Here is a 16,952-nt window from a genome sequence, read left to right on the forward strand (position 1 = left end):
ACCTGGGCCCCCCCGCCTTCATCGGGACTCGTCAGAAACCCCTCCGCCAGCTGAGTGTAGCCTTGAGGTTGCGGCCGGGCTGGCTGACGCCAGCATTCACGACCTCATAGTTCGTGTCCGCAACGTTATCGACACCAAGGTCGAGGCGGACACCTTCGAGCGGGCCAGAGCTTGGTTGCCACACGGCGTAAATGTCGGCGACGGTGAAGCCGTCCCGTTCCTCGATCGGGTCATTGACGCGATCGAACTTTTCCGCGGCCGTCAGGCGGGTGCCTAGGCGGAGGTCTGCGGCCTGCCATTTCAGGCCGCCATCGAGGAACAGCGTATCGGGCGCAAGAACGCCTTCGAGGAATTCTCCGCTGTCTGCGTCAGCGCCTTCGATCATGGCCAAATTTCCCCGTAGATACGCCCACGGAGCGTCATAAGAGAACTCGAGCTCGAAGCCTTCTATCTCAGCGTTGCGGATATTGACGTTCTGGCTGGTATTCCCGAATGCCGGACCCGTGCCGCAGGGCGCGAAGGCAGCGAGTGCGGGGCTGAAGCAGCCCGCCGGGATCTCCACGTCCAGACCGATCAGGTCATCGACATTGGAGCGGTAGTAGGAGGCCTTCGCGGTCAGCCTGTCCGAACGAGAGAGGAGGTCGGACAAGTCGATCCCTGCACCGCCTTCCCATGTGCGCGAGGTCTCTGGCCGGAGATCGGGGTTGGGGATGAAGAGGTTGGCGACAAAGGACGGACCGAAGGGACCGGGAGGCGCTGACAGGTCGGGGATGTTGAAATGCGTGCCGTCGGCGAAAGCTTCGTTGAACGATGGCGCACGAAAACCTTCGGCATAGGTGCCGAAAACCATCAGCTGACTGATTGGTTTGTAGGTCAAGCCGGCTTTCGGGGACAGGCGTGACCGGTCGATGTCGAAGGCGCCGCCCGGCTCGCTGGTCCGGAAATGGTCCCAACGGACACCGGGCACGAGGGAAATCTCGCCGGGGAGGGGTCCCGGCATTGCTGCCGTCAGGTCGGCCTGGAGGAAGGCGCCAAGGAACTCCGTGGTCGCATCGGGCACGCCGCCGCGCCGCCCGTCCATGCTGGCGCTGTCGGCGCCGGACTGCTCGTCCTCGAAATATTCCGCGCCATAAGTGAGCGTGAGGCCGGCCATCGGGCCGAGGGCGAACCGGGAGCGGTTGTCGAGGGAGAGGCCGACCGTCTCGACATGGCGGTCCGTGGTGCGCGGATTTGTGGCCTCGTCCTCCTCGACGCTGTTCTCGCTGCGGTAGACAGTCAGGTTGAGATCGACGAGTTCATTCCCGGACGGATCAAACCGCAGGCCGCCCTGCAGGGTGCTGCTTTCAGCGTCGCGGAAGACCAGCGCGTTGCCGGGGCCTGCGATATTGTTGCCTTGCGGGTTCTGGGGGTCGTTCGAGTCGGCGCCATAGCGGATCCAGGATCCGAAGAGCTCGAGGTGGTCGCTCGGTCGGAAGGCGGCCTTGAGCAGGGAGGAAAGGATCTCGTCTTCCGCCGGAAGGGCCAGCCCGCTGCCGAGCTCGATGTCGCCAGACTGGCGATAGGTGAGGTGGCCGACGAGATCGACCATGCCGTCGGCCGAGCGCCATGCGCCTGTCCCGCTGGCGCGGCTTTCTTCGTTGACGGATTGATAGCCAGTAGCCAGCTCGACAAAAATGTTTTCTCCCTGGTCCAGCAGGTCGTCGGCCGATACTGTCCGTGCCGCGATGACACCGCCCAGGGCACCAGAGCCATAAAGGGAGGATGTCGGCCCCCTGACGACTTCGACGGTTTCTATCAGCGCCGGATCGACGAAGAACCGTCCATCATGGCCAGAGACGAAGCTTTGCCTTGCGCCGTCAAGAAAGATCAGCACACCGCTTCCCGAGAGACCCCGTATGGTTGGCGCGTCACCGGTCCTTCTGGGGCCCTGGTCGAACTGCGCGCCGGGAACCGCGGCAAAGACATCCGCGAGCGTCGACGGGTTGAAGTCTAGGATCTTGTCCTTCTCCACGACGGACACCTGACCGGGATAATCGAAAGCGGGGAGAGGATTGAGCGTAGCGTAGACAGAAATCACATCTTCGGGTTCTTCAGCCTGCTGATCCGAAACGGGGAGCTCGCCCGCATCCTGTGCGTGCGCGAGGCCGGGGGCAAGGAAGGTGGAGCCAAGCAGGGATATGCTCAGTAGGCGGCGGGAGAGGCTGGGCACGGCAGCGTCCTTTCCAGGAGATGAGAATGATTCGCAGGAGCCCCTATGGCTGATGTGTTTTGCTATTGCAAGTGAGTCGCAAGAGCAGTATCAGCCCACCCATTGACGAACTTTGGAGAGAAGGACGATGAGCCGTCGTTTCCCCTGTGCCGCCATGGCTGCCCTGCTCGGTCTTTCGGCGCTTTCCGCCTGCACCACCGCTTCGGAGGCCGGCCCTTCCGGTGCCCTCCAGGTCGGTGCGGCCACCCAAGAGACCTTCGCCCGCGACCGGGAATCGATCCTGGCCATGGCGGGGAACTACAAGGTCACCTTCGACTTCGAGGAGACGGTGGCCTTCGATCCCGATTACGAGCTCAAGGAGCCCAAGCTTTCGGGCGGCTACGAGGTCGTCCGGGTCATCGAGGATGACGGCGACTTCATCAGCCTGCAGCATCTGCTGGTGGTCGGGCCCGAAGACCAGCCCTTTGTCGTGAAGCACTGGCGGCAGGACTGGCGTTACCAGCCTGAACGGGTACTGACCTTTATTGGCGGCAATGCCTGGGAATGGCGTGACGTTCCGGAAGCGGAGCGAAAGGGCGCCTGGTCCCAGACTGTCTACCAGGTCGATGATGCTCCGCGCTATGGTGCCGTTGGTGCGTGGCGCTATGAGGGCGGGCTTGCCGAATGGATGCCGGATAAGGAATGGCGACCCCTGCCTCGCCGGGACATGACGACGCGTGACGACTATCACGCCATCGACGCGGTGAACCGCCATGTCATCACCCAGTGGGGCTGGGTCCATGAGCAGGACAACGCCAAGCTCGTCCTGTCGGGCGATCCCATGGCGCTCGTCCGTGAGATCGGGGTGAACACCTATCGTCGGTATGACGACTTTCCTGTGTCGGTCGCGAACGAATACTGGGCTGCGACCGCCAATTACTGGGCCGGTGTACGCGATATCTGGCAGGAAATAGAGGAAGCGAACGATCGCTTCGCGATCACGCTGAAGGGCGAGACGGAGGAACTCTACCGCCCGCTTCTCGGCCTCGCCGCAGCCGTGCAAGAGGGCGAGATGGACGAGGCCGAAGCGCTGGCGGAAGCCGAAAGGGTCATCGCCGGCTATGTGACGCCTGATGTCGGACGGCTTGCCGAACGCCTTCGGACGCGTACGGAACTCGCCTCATCCCACTGACCGTTGTGTCCGGCGATTGACGGGCAGGGGCGGGAGGGCAAAGGTCGTCCCGGAAAGCTTCCGGGTAGCAGCCATGATCCATCCCGTCCTCGCGCTGGCAGCGGCGCTGAGCCAAGCAGATGCCGCCGCCTGTCCCGTCACCGGCGACGCCTATGAAGGCCTCGGCGCGGCGGTGGAGGGCCTCTTTGCCGCCTATCCCGCGAACGAAGCGGTGACGCAGCCTCTGGCTGATGATGCGGCCGCGCTGCTGGGAGAGCTGGGCCGCGAACTGCCGGGTCCGGAGGCCGTGAATTTCGCTGGGGGCTACATCCTCGTCAGCTTCGGCTGCGGCACGGAGTGCCAGGCGCATGTCGTCGTCAATGGCGATGGCGGAAAGATGGTCAGTGGGCCAACGACCGGCCACGGCGGGGACTGGCGCGAAGACAGTGCGCTCTTCATCGCCAATCCGCCTGCGGAGCTGACCTATTTCGGAAGCGATGCCGTCCCCTCCCACCTGACGCCATCATGCAGCGTCTTCGACGGCGAAACCTTCAGCGACATCCCCTGTGAGGGGTTCCCTGACGCGAACGCCTGCTCCTGATGTGGATCAGTTTCAAGTCTTGCGAGCAGCTTGCCTAGGCAGGGCGCTGTCGAGAAGCGCGCGCCAGTGTTCGAGATAGCGCTCGAAAAGGGCGTCGGGTGCGCCGAGGTGGAAATCCTGCGCCATCCCCCGCATCAGCCATTGGGTGAGAAGCGCGATCCGCTCCGGTGGGACGGTCCCCTGCCGGGTACGGACGTAGCGCGCCGAAACCCTGGAGGCGATGCGATAAATCCGTGTCCAGAGCGATGACATGATCGACTGGAGGTCGGGCTCGTGCCGGCTTGCATGGTTGAGTTCGGCGAGCATCGCGCCTTCGGGAGCGGTGAAGATGTCGCGCCAGAGCCGGGTAAGGAAGGCGCTGACGGGATCTTCGGCGCCCACGGCGTCCTCATAGGCCGAGGACACCTTGCGGGAGACGCGGCGGAAGAGGTGGTCGGCTGCCGCTTCGATGAGGGCCTGCTTGGACTGGAAATGGTGGAGCGGCGCGCCGCGCGAAACGCCAGCCCGCTCGACGATGCTGCTGATCGTAAGGCGGGCGTAACCATTCGTCGCAAGACAGTCGAGCGTCGCCTCGACCAGACGGGCGCGCATCGCCTCGCTTCGGTCGGCCTGCCGCCGCCGCGCGGGTCGCGCTGTGCTTGCGCTCACAGGCTGCGCGCGATCAGCTCACGCATGATGTCATTGGTTCCGCCGTAGATCTGGTGCACACGGTTATCCACAAAGGCGCGCGCCACGGGATACTCCCACATGAAGCCATAGCCGCCGTGAATCTGCACGCACTGATCGATCACGCGGCTGCACATCTCCGACACCCAGCACTTGGCCGAAGCGGCCCCGGCAGGAGAGAGGCGGCCTTCGACCTCCGCGCGCAGGCATTCATCCGTGTAAACACGACCGAGACTGACCTCCGAGGCGAGCTGGGCGAGTTTGTGCCGCTGGACCTGGAAGCTCGCGATGGGGCGGCCGAACGCCTGGCGATTCTTGGCGTAGTCGAGGGTGTGCTCGAAGGCGAACTCGGCTGCGCCCTGGGCGAGGATCGCGATCAGGAGCCGCTCCCAGGCGAGTTCTTTCATCAGCATACCGAAGCCCGTGCCCGGTGCCCCGAGGATGGCGTCTTTCGGCAGCTTCACGTCGGAGAAGAAAAGCTCGCAGGTGTCCTGGCCCTTCATGCCGATCTTCTTGAGCGGCGTGCCCTTGGTGAAGCCGTCAAGGCCAGCCTCGACGATGAAGAGGCTGGTGTCGGCACTGCCCTGGCCGGAATTGCCGGTCTTCGCCGCGACAATGACGATGTCGCAGAGATAGCCATTGGTAATGAAGATCTTGGAGCCGTTGAGAAGCCAGTGGTCGCCCTTGTCCTCGGCACGCGTCTTGATGCCCTGCAGGTCGGAGCCCGTGCCGGGCTCGGTCATGGCGATGGCGCCGACAAGCTCGCCGGAGGCCATTCTCGGAAGGTAGTTCTGCTTCTGCTCTTCCGTGCCGAAATTGAAAATATAGGGCGCAACGATGTCGGAGTGGAGGGAGAAGCCCACCGCGGAAGCACCGACTCGCGCCTGCTCCTCCATGATCACGGCACTGACGATCCGGTCGCCGCCAAGGCCGCCATACTCCTCCGGGATGGCGGTCAGGAGAAGCCCCGCCTCACCGGCCTTGTTCCACAGATCGCGGTCGACATGCCCCTGTTCCTCGTAGCGGCTGTGATTGGGGGCCACCTCGCGCTCGAAGAAGCGGCGCGCGGTCTCGCGGAACGCCTCATGGGTCTCGTTGAACAGGGTCCGCCCGATCAGCGGCTGGACCTCCGGGACAGGGTTGAAGGCCTCTTTTTTCTCGCTGGCGGACATGGCGTGATCCCTGCTGCAATTACATGATGAACGTTCAACATGTTGACGGGAGGCCGGGCGGACGTCAAGCTCAGGGCAGGTTTGTCGAGAGGTTTCGGGGTGCCCCAGTCAGAGGATTTGCCGCTGTCCGGCTTCCGCGCGGTGTCAATTGCCACCAACCTTCCAGGCCCGGTCGCCACCGTTCGGCTGGCTGCGCTCGGCATGGATGTGCTCAAGATCGAGCCGCCGTCGGGGGACCTTCTCTCCATGGGCGCGAAGGCGTGGTATGACGAAGTGTGCGGAGCATCCGCAGCGGTTGAATCACTGGACCTGCGCGCATCCGAAGACCGGGAGCGCTTCGACGCCCATCTTCGCGATGCCGATCTCCTCATCACGAGCCACAGGCGAAGCGGGTTGCAGCGCCTCGGCATTACGGAGGAGGCGCTGGCAAGCCTCAATCCGGGCCTCTGCTGGGTCGAGATCGTGGGGGACACGGAGAATCCCGATGTGCCCGGCCACGACCTGACCTACCAGGCGGAGGTCGGGTTGGTGGACGGGACGGCCATGCCGCGCACGGTCATTGCAGATATGGCCGGAGCGGATGATGCGGTGGCCGCGAGCCTGTCGCTGCTCCTGGCGCGGGAGCGCGGGAAAGCCGCCCGGCACGCGGTGGTCGGCCTCAAGCAGGCTGCCGAGCGCTTCGCCCAGCCAGTGCGCCACGGCCTGACGGTGGACGGCGGCGTTCTCTCCGGCGCGCTCAACGCCTATGCGATCTATCCGCTCAAAGACGGTTTTGTCGCCTGTGCCGCGATCGAGCCGCATTTCGCGATGCGTTTCGCAGCGTTGGCAGGGGACGATCCGAGGCAGTTTTTCTCGGGCAAGACGGTGGCCGAAGTCGACGCGCTTGCGGCGGACAACGACCTGCCCCTCAAGAGCTTTCGCTAGCGCTGCCGCCTTTTTGGACTTCCCGGTGCGTCGCGGCTAACTCTTCCCGATGGGCGACCAAGGACAAACAGCGAGGCAGGGGTTCGGTCCCGGCGTGCTCGTCGCAGCGGCCTTCATCGGGCCGGGCACCGTCACGACCTGCGTGCTGGCCGGGCAGGGTTTCGGCACGGTGCTCCTGTGGGTGTTGGTCTTCGCGACGGTCGCGACGATCGTGCTGCAGGAGATGGCGGCAAGGCTGGGCGCCGGCGCGCGCAGCGGGCTGGGCGAGGCGCTGGCCTCGGCCTCGGGCAAGGGCCGCCTGCGCTTTGCCGCGCTCGGGCTCGTCCTGACGGCAATCGTCATCGGCAACATCGCCTATGAAGGAGGCAACCTTGTCGGGGCATCCTTAGGCGCGGAAAGCCTTCTGGGCGAGCTGGACCGGAGGGTCGTGGTTCCGGCCCTGGCGCTGGTGGCGGCGGGGATCCTGCTGCCGGGGAAATACAAGCTCGTCGAGGGCGTGCTGATCGTCTTTGTCATGATCATGGCGACGGCTTTCCTGATCGCTGCGCTGTTTTCAGGGGTGGGGCCGACCGCGATTGCAAAGGGCCTCGTGCCGCGGGTGCCGGATGGAGCATTGCTGCCGCTGATCGCGCTGCTTGGGACGACAATCGTTCCGTATAACCTTTTTCTCCACGCGGCTGCAGCGAAGCGCCGGTTCGAGGGAGCGGGTGCCGTCCGGGCCGCACGCCGCGACACCGTGCTGGCGGTGGGACTTGGCGGGCTGGTATCCGCCGCGATCCTTGTCAGTGGGGCGGCGTCGAGCGGTTCCGATGGGGGCATTCCAGGACTTGCATCGGCTCTCGAGCCTGCCTTCGGGGCGGCGGGCCGCTGGGTAATCGGGACAGGTCTTCTCGCCGCCGGGCTCAGCTCGGCGATCACAGCACCGATGGCGGCGGGCTATGTGGCCGGGGAGCTGTTCGGCGGTGGCATCCACGCGCGGACACGGACGATCTTCCGGGTGACTGCCCTTGTGGTCCTGACCGCGGGCGCGGTGACCGGCTCCCTCGGCGTCAGGCCGGAGACGCTGATCTTGCTGGCGCAGGCGGCGAACGGTCTCCTGTTGCCCATCGTCGGGGTGTTCCTCCTTGTGATGATGAACAGGCGCACGCTCCTGGGCGAACACGCCAACGGGGCCTTGAGCAATGTCCTTGGCGGTGGCGTGGTCCTCATCACGCTGTTCTTCGGGCTCAGGGGCGTCGCGCGCGCTTTCGGGGTCTGGCCATGACGACGATCGACCTGAACGCGGACCTTGGGGAGGGGGTGCCGAGCGACGCGGCGATGATGCGGTATCTTTCAAGCTGCAACATCGCCTGTGGCGGCCATGCAGGCGACGAGGACAGCATGCGGACAACCCTGCGCGCGGCGAAACAGGCGGGTGTTTGCGCAGGAGCGCACCCGTCCTATCCCGATCGCGACGGCTTTGGTCGCAGGAGCCTCGACATCGGGATCCGTGAGCTGACGGACAGCCTGGCGGAGCAGGTGAGGGCGCTGGCGCGTGTTGCCTCGGAGGAAGGCGTGACGCTGACCCATCTCAAGCCCCACGGCGCGCTATACAATGACGCGGCCAAAAGGGCGCAGCTTGCCGCTGTTCTCGCTTCGGTGGCCGCAGGCGACCTTGAGGGGGCCGCGCTGGTCGGCCCTCCGTCGTCAGAGCTTGCGCGTGCGGCGGCGGAGGCCGGGATCCGTTTCGTTGCCGAGGGTTTCTGCGACCGGAGCTACCGGCCGGATGGCAGTCTCACTCCGCGGAGCGAGCAGGGAGCGGTGATCGCGGACCAGGCCCGGCGCGCGGAGCAAGCGCTCCGCCTTGCCAAGGGGCTGCCGATGGAGCTGCCCGGCGGAGGGACCCTCGCCCTCAGGGTCCAGACGATCTGCCTGCATGGGGATGCGGACGGCGCCCTGGAGACGGCCCGTGCGGTCCGTTCGCTGCTTGAGGAGGAGGGCGTCGAGGTGAGGGCGCCCTATGGCTGATCGCCGCGTTACCATCCTTTCGGACCGGGCCCTGACGATTGGCGTCGCGAGCGCTGCCGAGGCGCGGGGGATTGCCGAACGCCTGCGGCAGGAGGTCATGTTCGAGGAGGTCGTGCCCGGCCTCGACAGCGTGTCGGTTCTCGTCAATCCCCTGCGAAAGACCTTGCAGGAAGCCGGGCGGGTTCTCGAAGAGTTCGCAGGCCGGAGCACGCCGATCGACGAGCGCGCAGCGCCGCTCGTGGAGATCCCGGTGCGCTATGGCGGCGAGGACGGCCCTGACCTTGGCCGGGTGGCGAGGGCGTGCGACCTTTCGCCGGACGAGGTGATCGCGCTTCATTCAGGTGCCCAGTACACGGTCGAAATTCTCGGATTCCTTCCCGGTTTTGCCTATCTCGGCGGTCTTGACCCGAGGCTTGCCACCGAGAGGCTGGCCGAGCCGAGGCTGCGGGTCCCGGCGGGATCGGTGGGGATCGGCGGCAGTTTTTCCGGAATCTACTCGCTGGATGGCTCGGGCGGTTGGCCGCTGGTTGGACGGACGGGCATGGCGCTCTTCGATGCCGACGCCGAACAGCCTTTCGTGCTCGAACCTGGCAGGCGGGTGAGGTTCGTGCCGCAATGACCCTCAATGTTCTCAAACCCGGCGTCCAGACCACGGTTCAGGGCTCGCCGCGCACCGGCCTCAGGCATTTCGGCATGCCCTGGTCGGGGCCTGCGGACCCCCTCTCCCTTGCGATGGCGAACCGTCTGTGCGGGAATGACCTTCGTGCTCCGGGCTTGGAAGTGACTTTTGGGAACTTTGAATGCCTGTTCACGGAGGAGAGGCTGGTCGCCGTGACCGGTGCTGATGCCTCGGTCACGATCGACGGACGTCCGCAGGCTATGCATCGCGCCCTCCGGGTGGGGGCTGGTGAGCGTGTCGCGATCGGGCCTGCCCAGCGCGGTATGCGGATCTATCTTGCCACAGGCGGCGGGATTGATGTGAAAACTGCTTTCGGCTCGCCTTCGACCTACCTGCCTGGCGGTTTCGGAGGCCATGAAGGCCGCGCCCTGCGTGAGGGGGACCGACTGGCGCTTGGCCGACAAGGGCCAGCGCATGAGGGGGACGCGACCCCGGCCGAGCTGCGTTCCGTGTTTGGAACGAGCACGATCCTGCGTGTCGTTCCGTCTGCGGAGTTCGAGCGCCTCACGGCGAAATCGCGGAGGGAGATCTTCGAAAAGCCCTTCATGGCGGGGACCCAGATCGATCGCATGGGCATCAGGCTCAAGGACAACCCTGTCTCCCTTCGCCCAGCCCCGCCAATGAATAGCGCGGCAGTCTTTCCCGGAACCATTCAGTGCCCTGAGGGTGGTGAGCCGATCATCCTCGGCCCGGACGCGCAAACCACGGGCGGCTACGCACGCATCCTCTCGGTCGCGACGGTGGACACCTATTTGCTGGGCCAGATCACGCCGCGTTCGCAGGTCCGTTTCTTCCTCAAGACGCCGGAGGCGGCAGTGGCGGATCTCGTGCTGAGGGAGCGGCTGTTGGAGAGCTGGCTTGGCGGTCAGAGCGCCCGGTCGTTCAGCTCGGCATAGGTCGCCTGCGCCGCTGGAAGGTGCGGGGGACTGCCGTCCACCACGACCGGCGCAGGCTTTCGGACTTCCATGGGCTGCGACGGCGCGAGGAGGCCGAGGAGGTCGAAGAGCCTGTCCCTTACCCCTCCCGGATCGTCTGTGAACCGCTCGTAGGAGAAGAACCGGACCCTGCCGGGAAGGCCCTCTGCCTGGCTGAGAAGGAAACGGTAGGCTTCGTTCCACCGTGCCAGCCAGTAATCAAGGCTCTCGGCTTCGTCCGTAGGCGGCGGAGGGGCAGTCGCAGAGAAGACGAACGGCCTGTGATCGCTGCCGAACTCATGGTGCGCGAGCCAGCCCATATAGTCCCGCGAGAAGCGGTCTGCTGCGTGGGTTTCGAGGAAACGCCGGTGCTGGGTCAGCAGCGACCGGGCCTGGGCGACGGGGTCGCGGAAGGGGACGAGGATCGTCGCTTCCGGGAAAGCGGCGGCGATCACGGGCAGGCGGAGGATCGCGTTGTTGTTCTTGGCGAGATAGCGCTGGCGCCCGTAGCGCCGGAGAATGAGCGCGACATAGACGCGGAAGTCCGAAATCGTCTCGCCACTGACGGTCACGGGCCGCAGCGCTTCGCCGCCGATATAGGACGGACGAACCTGGCTGCGCCAGAAGACCTCTTCGAGAGCCTCGGGACTGTCGAAATCCACCAGCATACCGTCGCCATGGGCGCGCTCGGCTTCCTCGCCTTCCTTTTGTGCGCGTCCTGAAAGCCGCTGCCAGAGATTGGGCGCGGTCACGAGGGGCATGTCGCGGTAGGTCAGGGAGGCAAAGGCGCCGGTCTCGTAAAGCGTCCGCATAAGGAGCGTCGTGCCTGCGCGCGCAAGGCCTGCGACGAAGACATGGTGCCCGGACGTCACGTCGGGAAGGTCCTTGCCGAAAAGGGTCTTCTCCACGTCGAAGAGCGCGCTCGGCGCGGCGTTGCCCGCCAGCGTCAGCCTGTGGAACCACCTGTCGAGAAGGCTGTATTCAGTGGCGGACAAAACGCCTCCGCGCGAAACCGTAGACCATCGCGACCACGACCGAGAGGGCGATGCCGGGAAGGCTCGTCATGAAGGCGTAAAGCTCACCACCGCCCAGCGAGGAAAGGATGCCAGCAAGGATGAACGGCGTGAACATCAGCACAAGGAGGACAGCGAGCCTGACAGTTCCCGCCATCATCCGGCCCGAATAGGCGGGCAGGACCTGCTCTTTCCAATGGTCGGAGATCGCCTTCGCCCGGATCACTTCGAAGGAGCGGCGGGCAGAACCCGACACCGTGCCGATGGTGGCGAGGATCGGCAGGCGGAGGAAAAGCTCGACAGAGATGACCGTCAGGACGGCCACCACCAAGGAGGCCGGCATCTATTCGGCGGTGCCCGGAGCGGTCGCCTGGTCGCGCGGCGGCTCGTCCATCTTGGCAGGCTCGCCTGCGGCGAGGGGGCTCACGGCGGCCGGCTGGTCGGCGGAGGCGGTCTTCTTCTTCCGCAACATCCGTTTTATCGGATACCAGACGGCCGCGAAAATCGCGACGAAGATGGAACCGATGAACCCGAGCACCACCATGATGGTGCCGAGGCCGAGCCCCGGGCCGGTATAGGCATGGGCTTGCCCAAGCAAGGCCAATGCGACGACCGAAGCGGATAAGATTGCGCGCTTCATGGCAGATGTCTCCCCTGACCCTGCTTTTATGCACGAAAATGCAACCTGAGTCAGCGCCCTGCTGCAGGTGCACGATTGCATCGCGGTCATGGCGACAAGCCCCGGTGGTTGGTCTAGACGGCGGCCAAGACCGAAGGATGAGTGATGGTGCGTTCTGCAGATGTCGTGATCGTCGGGGCTGGCCATGCCGGCGCGTCCTGTGCCGCCAACCTGCGCAAGCTGGGGTTCGAGGGCTCTGTCCTCGTCATCGGGGCGGAGCCGGAGCTGCCCTATGAGCGCCCGCCCCTGTCAAAGGAGTACCTTGCGCGGGAGAAGAGTTTCGACCGTCTGCTGATCCGGCCCGAAACCTTCTGGGCCGAGCGCGAGGTCGAGTTTCTCCTCGGTGAAACAGTGAATTCCGTAAATCCGGAGGCGCGGGAGGTCACAACGGCGAACAGGCAAGTCATCGGCTACGGAAGGCTCGTCTGGGCCGCTGGCGGCAATCCACGCAGGCTGTCCTGCGATGGCGAGGCCCTGCCGGGGGTTCACACAGTCAGGACCCGCGCAGATGCGGACAGGATGATGTCCGAGATCGGCGCGCTCGATCAGGCGGTGGTCATCGGCGGCGGCTATATCGGGCTGGAAGCTGCGGCGGTGCTGCGCAAATTCGGCAAGAAGGTTGTGCTGCTCGAAGCCCAGGACCGGGTCCTTGCACGGGTTGCCGGAGAACCGCTCAGCCGTTTCTTCGAGAACGAGCACCGGCGGCAGGGGGTGGACCTGGGGCTCGCGGCGCAGGTGGACTGCATCCTCGGCGGGAAAGCGGTCGAGGGCGTTCGTATGGCCGACGGGTCCGTCATTCCGGCCCAGATGGTCATCGTCGGGATCGGCATCACGCCCGCTGTCGAACCGCTTCTCGAGGCCGGCGCCGAAGGCGGGAACGGCGTCCGGGTGGACGCGTTCTGCCAGACCTCGCTGCCCGATGTCTTCGCGATCGGCGACTGCGCGCTGCACCGGAACGCCTATGCCGGAGGCCGCGAGATCCGGCTCGAGAGCGTCCAGAACGCCAACGACATGGGCATGACCGTGGCCCGGGCGATCGCTGCCGAGAAAAAACCCTATGACCAGGTGCCCTGGTTCTGGTCCGACCAGTACGACCTCAAGTTGCAAACAGCCGGCCTCCTGCACGGCTACGATAGCACGATCGTGCGCGGAGACCCTGGTACCCGCGCCTTCTCAGTCGTCTACCTGAAAGGCGCGCAGCTTCTTGCTGTGGATGCTGTCAACGCGCCTAGGGACTTCGTTATGGCCCGGAAACTCATCGGTGATCGCGCCTCGGTGGATCGCGACCGGATCGCTGATGCAGGGGTCGCGCTGACCGAGCTGGTGGCCTAAAGGCGCGCTCAGAAAACAAAAATACCAGGGAGAAACGCCATGCGCGAGGTCACGCACTTCATCAACGGCGAACGGGTCGAGGGCCAGTCCGGCCGCTTCGGCGATATCTACGACCCCAACACGGGCCAGGTGCAGGGCCGTGTCGCCCTCGCCACCACGGACGAGGTCGGTCGCGCGGTCGAAGCCGCCAAGGCGGCTCTTCCCGGCTGGTCGGCCATGAACCCGCAGCGTCGCGCGCGGGTCCTGTTCAACTTCAAGCGCCTCGTCGAAGAGAACATGGACGAGCTGGCGGAGCTCCTGAGCTCCGAGCACGGCAAGGTCATCTCCGACTCCAAGGGAGACGTGCAGCGCGGCCTCGACGTGGTCGAGTTCGCCTGCGGTATCCCGCACCTCCTCAAAGGGGAGTACACGGAGGGTGCAGGTCCGGGCATCGATGTCTATTCCATGCGCCAGCCCCTTGGCGTGACGGCGGGCATCACGCCTTTCAATTTCCCGGCGATGATCCCCTGCTGGATGTTTGCCGTATCGGTGGCGTGCGGGAACACCTTCATCCTCAAGCCATCCGAGAAGGACCCTTCGGTCCCGCTGAGGCTCTGCGAGCTGTTCATGGAAGCGGGGGCGCCGGGCGGGGTCCTCAACATGGTCAATGGCGACAAGGAGGCGGTCGATGCAATCCTTCAGCACCCTGATATCAAGGGCGTCAGCTTCGTCGGCTCTTCGGATATCGCGCATTATGTCTACAGGCAGGGTGCGGAGCACGGCAAGCGCGTCCAGGCCATGGGCGGCGCGAAGAACCACGGCATCATCATGCCGGACGCCGATATGGACCAGGTCGTCAAGGACATCGTCGGTGCCGCCTATGGCTCGGCGGGCGAGCGCTGCATGGCCCTTCCCGTCGCCGTGCCCGTGGGACAGAAGACGGCCGACACCTTCGTCGAGGCGATGATGGAAGAAGCGCAGAAACTGCGCGTCGGCATCTCCACCGACCCCGACGCCCATTACGGCCCCGTCGTTTCCGCCGCACACAGAGAAAGGGTCGAGAGCTACATCCAGATGGGTGTGGACGAGGGCGCCGATCTCAAGCTCGATGGCCGCGGTTTCAAACTGCAGGGCCATGAGGAAGGCTACTTCATCGGCCCGTCATTGTTCGATCACGTGAAGCCGGAAATGCGGTCCTACAAGGAGGAGATCTTCGGCCCGGTTCTGCAGGTCGTCCGTGCCGAGAGCCTCGAAGAAGCCGCCCGCCTTCCTTCCGAACATCAGTACGGAAACGGCGTGGCCATCTTCACCCGCTCGGGCGCTGCTGCCCGCGAGTTTGCCTCCAAGGTGCAGGTCGGCATGGTCGGCATCAACGTGCCGATCCCGGTGCCCGTCAGCTATCACACCTTTGGCGGCTGGAAGCGCTCGGCCTTCGGTGACGTGAACCAGCACGGGCCCGAGGGCGTCCGCTTCTGGACCAAGATCAAGACCGTCACCGAGCGCTGGCCCGAAGGGGATATCGGCGACCAGAGCTTCATCATCCCGACGATGCAGTAGCCGCGTTGCTCATTCGCCCCGCCAGTGATAGCGGGGTATTGGCGCAAAAGATATATCATTTGAACAGGCGCTCAGGCGCCGCCCGCACGAAGACGAAAGACTGACTGATTATGAAAATCCACGACGTTCGCGCCCATCCGTCCAAGGATAAGCTGCCGCGCGAAGACCAGCTCGCATGGAAGATGGCCGAAGTGGCCGCCGACCCGGTCGAGGTCGACGACGATGTTACCGAGATGATCATCAACCGGATCATCGATAACGCCTCGGTGGCCATCGCCTCGCTCAACCGCGGCCCGATCAAGACGGCGCGCGCCCAGGCCAAGGCGCATCTGCGCAATGGCGGCGCGACCCTCTTCGGCCTGCCCACCGACACCCGCGTGTGCGCCGAATGGGCAGCCTGGGCCAACGGCACGGCCGTGCGCGAGCTCGATTTCCACGACACATTCCTGGCGGCCGACTATTCGCACCCAGGCGACAACATCCCGCCGATCCTCGCCGTGGCCCAGCAGATGGGCAAGGGCGGCAAGGACCTCATCCGCGGCATCGCCACGGGCTACGAAATCCAGGTCAACCTCGTCAAAGGCATCTGCCTGCACGAGCACAAGATCGACCATATTGCCCATATCGGCCCCTCGGCTTCGGCCGGCCTCGGCACGCTGCTCGGCCTCGACAAGGAAGTCATCTTCCAGTCGATCCAGCAGGCCCTTCATACGACCATCAGCACACGGCAATCGCGCAAGGGCGAAATTTCCTCATGGAAAGCCTTCGCCCCGGCCTATGCCGGCAAGCAGGCCATCGAGGCCGTCGACCGCTGCATGCGCGGCGAAGGTGCTCCGTCTCCGATCTATGAGGGCGAGGACTCGATCATCAGCTTCATCCTGAACGGCCGCACGGCGCGCGACCAGGGCAAGTCGCCCTACGAGCCGACCTACCACGTGCCTCTGCCCGGCGCCGGTGAGAGCAAACGCGCCATCCTCGAGACCTACACGAAGGAGCATTCGGCCGAGTACCAGTCCCAGGCGCTGATCGACCTCGCCTTCGACATGGGGCCGCGCATCCGCGATGCTGGCGGCTTCGAGAATGTCGAGTCAATCGTTCTGCACACGTCGCACCATACCCACTACGTGATCGGCACCGGTTCGGGCGACCCGCAGAAGATGGACCCCCACGCCTCGCGGGAGACGCTCGACCACTCGATCATGTATATCTTCGCCGTTGCCCTCCAGGACGGTGAGTGGCACCATGTCCGTTCGTATGCCCCCGAACGTGCCCAGCGCCCCGATACGGTGGAGCTGTGGCACAAGATCTCGACCACCGAGGACCCGGAGTGGACGCGCCGCTACCACAGCCAAGACCCGAAAGAGAAAGCCTTCGGCGCCAAGGTCGTGGTCACCATGAAGGACGGCACGGTGCTCGAGGATGAAAAAGCCCTTGCCAATGCCCACCCGGACGGCGCCCGCCCCTTCGGCCGCGAGGAGTATATCAGGAAGTTCGTGACGCTTACGGAAGATATTCTCGACAAGTCCGAGAGCGACCGCTTCCTCGAGTTGGTCCAGCGCCTGCCGGACCTGTCCCCGGAAGAGATCCTGACCCTCAACCCGGTCGCGCCGCAGGGCTATCTGGAGGAAAACCTCCGGAAAGGCATTTTCTGATGAACGAGGCCGCCCGCGAGACGATCAAGCAATGGCACCGGATTGTCGCGACCCGTGACATGGAGGCGCTTGCCGATATCGTTCATCCGCAGGCGGTCTTTCGCTCTCCGGTGGCGCATACGCCTTATCCGGGGGCATTTGCCCTCTGCCTCGCGCTGTCCACGGTGATCGAGGTTTTCGAGGACTTCACCTATCACCGTGAGTTCGAGGATGCGGAGAATGGCTCCGCCGTCCTCGAATTCTCCGCGAAGGTGGGCGATAAACAGGTCAAAGGCGTCGATATTATCCGTCTTGATGCGGACGGAAAGATCATCGATTTTGAAGTGATGATCCGCCCGATGAGCGGCCTGCAGGCGCTGGCTGCCGAAATGGGTGCCCGTATCGGGGACCAGATGGCGGCGATGAAGAAAGGCTAGAG

Annotated in this window: 17 protein-coding genes; 11 read left to right on the top strand and 6 right to left on the bottom strand. The window is 64.8% G+C overall.

Going from position 1 to position 16,952, the window contains the following annotated elements; genetic code table 11:
- Positions 1 to 31 precede the first annotated feature (31 nt).
- A complete protein-coding gene (locus IE053_RS14030) occupies positions 32 to 2,209 on the bottom strand; it encodes a TonB-dependent receptor domain-containing protein (protein ID WP_189577197.1) in 2,178 nt (725 codons plus the stop codon).
- Positions 2,210 to 2,336: 127 nt separating this feature from the next.
- On the opposite strand from IE053_RS14030, the gene IE053_RS14035 reads away from it, so the two are divergent.
- Together IE053_RS14035 and IE053_RS14040 are read left to right on the top strand one after the other, a co-directional pair.
- Positions 2,337 to 3,380 (top strand): DUF6607 family protein, encoded by a 1,044-nt coding sequence (locus IE053_RS14035; RefSeq protein ID WP_189577199.1) that lies wholly within the window; start codon positions 2,337 to 2,339, stop codon positions 3,378 to 3,380.
- A gap of 73 nt (positions 3,381 to 3,453) precedes the next feature.
- Positions 3,454 to 3,960 carry a hypothetical protein gene (locus IE053_RS14040; RefSeq protein ID WP_189577201.1) on the top strand — a complete coding sequence of 169 codons (507 nt, stop codon included), beginning with the start codon at positions 3,454 to 3,456 and terminating at the stop codon, positions 3,958 to 3,960.
- Positions 3,961 to 3,972: 12 nt separating this feature from the next.
- Here IE053_RS14040 and IE053_RS14045 read toward each other — a convergent pair whose 3' ends face one another.
- Together IE053_RS14045 and IE053_RS14050 are read right to left on the bottom strand one after the other, a co-directional pair.
- Positions 3,973 to 4,551, bottom strand: coding sequence for a TetR/AcrR family transcriptional regulator (locus IE053_RS14045; RefSeq protein WP_189577203.1), 579 nt, complete (start codon positions 4,549 to 4,551; stop codon positions 3,973 to 3,975).
- Between the two features lie 53 nt (positions 4,552 to 4,604).
- A complete protein-coding gene (locus IE053_RS14050; protein ID WP_189577205.1) occupies positions 4,605 to 5,798 on the bottom strand; it encodes an acyl-CoA dehydrogenase family protein in 1,194 nt (397 codons plus the stop codon).
- 39 nt (positions 5,799 to 5,837) lie between these two features.
- Between IE053_RS14050 and IE053_RS14055 the strand changes: the two genes are divergently transcribed.
- From IE053_RS14055 to IE053_RS14075, 5 genes are read left to right on the top strand one after another with little or no spacing between them, the layout of a single operon-like run.
- Positions 5,838 to 6,722, top strand: a complete 885-nt coding sequence (locus IE053_RS14055; protein ID WP_189577207.1) for a CoA transferase — start codon at positions 5,838 to 5,840, stop codon at positions 6,720 to 6,722.
- Positions 6,723 to 6,771: 49 nt separating this feature from the next.
- A complete protein-coding gene (locus IE053_RS14060) occupies positions 6,772 to 7,986 on the top strand; it encodes an NRAMP family divalent metal transporter (RefSeq protein WP_189577209.1) in 1,215 nt (404 codons plus the stop codon).
- Positions 7,983 to 8,729: a 5-oxoprolinase subunit PxpA gene (gene pxpA / locus IE053_RS14065; RefSeq protein ID WP_189577211.1), complete on the top strand. Its 747-nt coding sequence runs from the start codon at positions 7,983 to 7,985 to the stop codon at positions 8,727 to 8,729. The genes IE053_RS14060 and pxpA overlap by 4 nt, the downstream gene beginning before the upstream one ends.
- Entirely contained in the window at positions 8,722 to 9,348 is a 627-nt protein-coding gene (gene pxpB, locus IE053_RS14070) for a 5-oxoprolinase subunit PxpB (RefSeq protein ID WP_189577220.1), read from the top strand. The genes pxpA and pxpB overlap by 8 nt, the downstream gene beginning before the upstream one ends.
- Positions 9,345 to 10,304, top strand: coding sequence for a 5-oxoprolinase subunit C family protein (locus IE053_RS14075; RefSeq protein ID WP_189577221.1), 960 nt, complete (start codon positions 9,345 to 9,347; stop codon positions 10,302 to 10,304). Before pxpB ends, IE053_RS14075 begins: the two co-directional genes overlap by 4 nt.
- Here the strand turns inward: IE053_RS14075 and IE053_RS14080 are convergent.
- From IE053_RS14080 to IE053_RS14090, 3 genes are read right to left on the bottom strand one after another with little or no spacing between them, the layout of a single operon-like run.
- Positions 10,274 to 11,317 carry a sulfotransferase gene (locus tag IE053_RS14080; RefSeq protein ID WP_189577223.1) on the bottom strand — a complete coding sequence of 348 codons (1,044 nt, stop codon included), beginning with the start codon at positions 11,315 to 11,317 and terminating at the stop codon, positions 10,274 to 10,276. The genes IE053_RS14075 and IE053_RS14080 overlap by 31 nt on opposite strands.
- Complete coding sequence (locus tag IE053_RS14085) at positions 11,304 to 11,678, bottom strand: hypothetical protein (protein ID WP_189577225.1); 375 nt, start codon at positions 11,676 to 11,678, stop codon at positions 11,304 to 11,306. Before IE053_RS14085 ends, IE053_RS14080 begins: the two co-directional genes overlap by 14 nt.
- Complete coding sequence (locus tag IE053_RS14090; protein WP_189577227.1) at positions 11,679 to 11,975, bottom strand: hypothetical protein; 297 nt, start codon at positions 11,973 to 11,975, stop codon at positions 11,679 to 11,681.
- Between the two features lie 144 nt (positions 11,976 to 12,119).
- Between IE053_RS14090 and IE053_RS14095 the strand changes: the two genes are divergently transcribed.
- The 4 genes from IE053_RS14095 (at position 12,120) to IE053_RS14110 (ending at position 16,950) form a co-directional block, all read left to right on the top strand.
- Positions 12,120 to 13,346, top strand: a complete 1,227-nt coding sequence (locus IE053_RS14095; protein WP_189577229.1) for an NAD(P)/FAD-dependent oxidoreductase — start codon at positions 12,120 to 12,122, stop codon at positions 13,344 to 13,346.
- Between the two features lie 39 nt (positions 13,347 to 13,385).
- Positions 13,386 to 14,882, top strand: coding sequence for a CoA-acylating methylmalonate-semialdehyde dehydrogenase (locus tag IE053_RS14100; RefSeq protein WP_189577231.1), 1,497 nt, complete (start codon positions 13,386 to 13,388; stop codon positions 14,880 to 14,882).
- Between the two features lie 110 nt (positions 14,883 to 14,992).
- On the top strand, positions 14,993 to 16,534 hold the full coding sequence (locus IE053_RS14105; RefSeq protein WP_189577233.1) for an MmgE/PrpD family protein: 1,542 nt from the start codon (positions 14,993 to 14,995) through the stop codon (positions 16,532 to 16,534).
- The gene (locus IE053_RS14110) at positions 16,534 to 16,950 is read left to right on the top strand and encodes a nuclear transport factor 2 family protein (RefSeq protein WP_189577235.1); all 417 of its coding nucleotides are present in this window, start codon (positions 16,534 to 16,536) and stop codon (positions 16,948 to 16,950) included. The genes IE053_RS14105 and IE053_RS14110 overlap by 1 nt, the downstream gene beginning before the upstream one ends.
- Positions 16,951 to 16,952 lie beyond the last annotated feature (2 nt).

The sequence above is a fragment of the Parvularcula lutaonensis genome (assembly GCF_014651915.1).
Lineage (GTDB): Bacteria > Pseudomonadota > Alphaproteobacteria > Caulobacterales > Parvularculaceae > Parvularcula > Parvularcula lutaonensis.

Coding starts and splice junctions, on each gene's coding strand:
- IE053_RS14035 (WP_189577199.1), top strand. CDS start 2,337: ATGAGCCGTCGTTTCCCCTGTGCCGCCATGGCTGCCCTGCTCGGTCTT.
- IE053_RS14040 (WP_189577201.1), top strand. CDS start 3,454: ATGATCCATCCCGTCCTCGCGCTGGCAGCGGCGCTGAGCCAAGCAGAT.
- IE053_RS14045 (WP_189577203.1), bottom strand. CDS start 4,551: ATGCGCGCCCGTCTGGTCGAGGCGACGCTCGACTGTCTTGCGACGAAT.
- IE053_RS14050 (WP_189577205.1), bottom strand. CDS start 5,798: ATGTCCGCCAGCGAGAAAAAAGAGGCCTTCAACCCTGTCCCGGAGGTC.
- IE053_RS14055 (WP_189577207.1), top strand. CDS start 5,838: ATGTTGACGGGAGGCCGGGCGGACGTCAAGCTCAGGGCAGGTTTGTCG.
- IE053_RS14060 (WP_189577209.1), top strand. CDS start 6,772: ATGGGCGACCAAGGACAAACAGCGAGGCAGGGGTTCGGTCCCGGCGTG.
- pxpA (WP_189577211.1), top strand. CDS start 7,983: ATGACGACGATCGACCTGAACGCGGACCTTGGGGAGGGGGTGCCGAGC.
- pxpB (WP_189577220.1), top strand. CDS start 8,722: ATGGCTGATCGCCGCGTTACCATCCTTTCGGACCGGGCCCTGACGATT.
- IE053_RS14075 (WP_189577221.1), top strand. CDS start 9,345: ATGACCCTCAATGTTCTCAAACCCGGCGTCCAGACCACGGTTCAGGGC.
- IE053_RS14085 (WP_189577225.1), bottom strand. CDS start 11,678: ATGCCGGCCTCCTTGGTGGTGGCCGTCCTGACGGTCATCTCTGTCGAG.
- IE053_RS14090 (WP_189577227.1), bottom strand. CDS start 11,975: ATGAAGCGCGCAATCTTATCCGCTTCGGTCGTCGCATTGGCCTTGCTT.
- IE053_RS14095 (WP_189577229.1), top strand. CDS start 12,120: ATGGTGCGTTCTGCAGATGTCGTGATCGTCGGGGCTGGCCATGCCGGC.
- IE053_RS14100 (WP_189577231.1), top strand. CDS start 13,386: ATGCGCGAGGTCACGCACTTCATCAACGGCGAACGGGTCGAGGGCCAG.
- IE053_RS14105 (WP_189577233.1), top strand. CDS start 14,993: ATGAAAATCCACGACGTTCGCGCCCATCCGTCCAAGGATAAGCTGCCG.
- IE053_RS14110 (WP_189577235.1), top strand. CDS start 16,534: ATGAACGAGGCCGCCCGCGAGACGATCAAGCAATGGCACCGGATTGTC.